The sequence below is a fragment of the Helicobacter bilis ATCC 51630 genome (assembly GCF_000686565.1).
Lineage (GTDB): Bacteria > Campylobacterota > Campylobacteria > Campylobacterales > Helicobacteraceae > Helicobacter_A > Helicobacter_A bilis.
In genome coordinates this window covers 1-1,783 of the sequence record NZ_JMKW01000109.1, presented here as the reverse complement: position 1 = coordinate 1,783, position 1,783 = coordinate 1, and the positions used below count along the sequence as shown (strand labels likewise).

Here is a 1,783-nt window from a genome sequence, read left to right as displayed (position 1 = left end):
ATAGAATATAATCAATATTATTTCCTAACTCTAAATACCTTATAACCATAGCAGTGGAATCTCTACCACCGCTTAAATTTGCAATTGTTAGCATTATTTACCTTTTTTGCTATTATTATTTTTTGCTTCATTGTATAAGGATTGATAAAGTCTATATTCTTTTAATATCTTTTCTTTTTCTTTTCCCCTTTCATTTAAATCAATAGTCAATGTGTAAGCGTGTATCAGTAGAATTATGCAGATAAATCCAAGAAAAAAGATTGTGATAGTTTTCTTATACTCAATATTATGCTTATTATTCATTTTCTATCCTTTCTCTAAGCCACTTTCTTAGCTTTTCTGTTAAAAAATCTGTTTCTATGTGTAGGCTTAAATACCCAATTATAACCACGTTCAATGCTTTGATTTACGCAATTTATAACACTTATTCCTCTCTTTGCTCTAATTCATTAAATACAAAGCATAAACGCTTTAAACTAAACTCATTCATTGCCCTGCCTTTTTCTTTTCTGCAATTCATAAATTGCAATAATAAATTTCTGTGTTTTGTTGATACATGCTCTATAACTTCTTGTTCTTTTTCTTGCAAAGTTGTTTCTACACAATTCCATAATCTTTCTAAGCATTGCATACCCACACTATCATCATTATCATCACAAATCCACAAGCAATTATTCTCTTTGCTATACGCTATCATGCTTTGTAAATATTTCTTTTGTGCCACTAGCTTTTCTACATGGCAAACAAAAGTCTTTTGATTCTGTGGAATTAGAAATATACCTGTTCTTGCAAGTGAAATACTAAAGCTTCTTAACGCCTCTAATTCACTTGCACTCATTTTTTCTTTGAGTGATTGTTGTATTGTTTGTATTTCAGTTTGTATTTGTGTGTCTTGTTTATTTTGCAGTAATTTTTGTAGTTGATTGATTTCTATTTCCTGCAAAACATTTGCATTCATGCCTTTTTCTACTTGCTTAGCTCTACACCAATTCAACAAATGCAACAAACCTTTCTGTTTGTTGCATTTGTTGATGATTGCGAATGCAATCTCTTATATTTCCTTTATGTGTGTTTGATACACACATAAAGTTATTATTTGTATTATATAGTATAGGAAGTGTAACATTATGAGACACTTTTGTAACATTTTGCGACAGATTATCAAGCATTTTTTCATGCTTATTGAAGTCATCTGTTTTAGCATTTTTGTCATATTTATCTGCTTGTTTTGATTTATTGTTGTGTGCTTTTTTAAAACATGTAAATTTTGTTTCTTTATAAATCTCTGTTACTTCTATGCCTTTACTATCTTTAGATATGAGATTTTTATCGATAAGCTTTTTTATACAACGATAAAAATGTTGTCTGCTTATTTGTAAAATTTCTACAAACTGACTGATATTTAATGATATAGCACCATACGCTTTATTGAAATAAGATATATGGTCTAAGATGATTGCTTCAGTTTTTGTAATGCCAAGAATTGATAATAACTCAAAATCAATGATAAAATTCTTTTTAGCAATATTATGTATGTGTTGCCGAGAAAACACCATTTTTACCTCTTTTCCATGTTAAAACATGTTAATTTATGTGGTAAAATGTGGCAATGTGGGACACATGTGTGGCAAAATGCCTTAATTTATGTGTGTGAAACTGCCTATTTTACGGCATTAAAAAAATGTATGGATATATTATACTATTAATAAAATATTTATTTATTAGTATTTTTATGTAAAACAATATACAAATAAGTAAATTACAAACACTATATTGGTATTAA

3 protein-coding genes are annotated in these 1,783 nt (G+C 28.2%); all 3 read right to left on the bottom strand.

The annotated features are described in order from the left end of the window. Window positions 1-93: 93 nt before the first annotated feature. The 3 genes from T368_RS0111390 to T368_RS0111375 all read right to left on the bottom strand — a co-directional run bounded on the left by T368_RS0111390 (window position 94) and on the right by T368_RS0111375 (window position 1,556). On the bottom strand, window positions 94-303 hold the full coding sequence (locus tag T368_RS0111390; RefSeq protein WP_004084904.1) for a hypothetical protein: 210 nt from the start codon (window positions 301-303) through the stop codon (window positions 94-96). A gap of 121 nt (window positions 304-424) precedes the next feature. After that, on the bottom strand, window positions 425-994 hold the full coding sequence (locus T368_RS0111380; RefSeq protein WP_138161016.1) for a hypothetical protein: 570 nt from the start codon (window positions 992-994) through the stop codon (window positions 425-427). Further along, the gene (locus tag T368_RS0111375) at window positions 981-1,556 is read right to left on the bottom strand and encodes a cyclic nucleotide-binding domain-containing protein (RefSeq protein ID WP_004084900.1); all 576 of its coding nucleotides are present in this window, start codon (window positions 1,554-1,556) and stop codon (window positions 981-983) included. Before T368_RS0111375 ends, T368_RS0111380 begins: the two co-directional genes overlap by 14 nt. Between the last annotated feature and the right edge of the window lie 227 nt (window positions 1,557-1,783).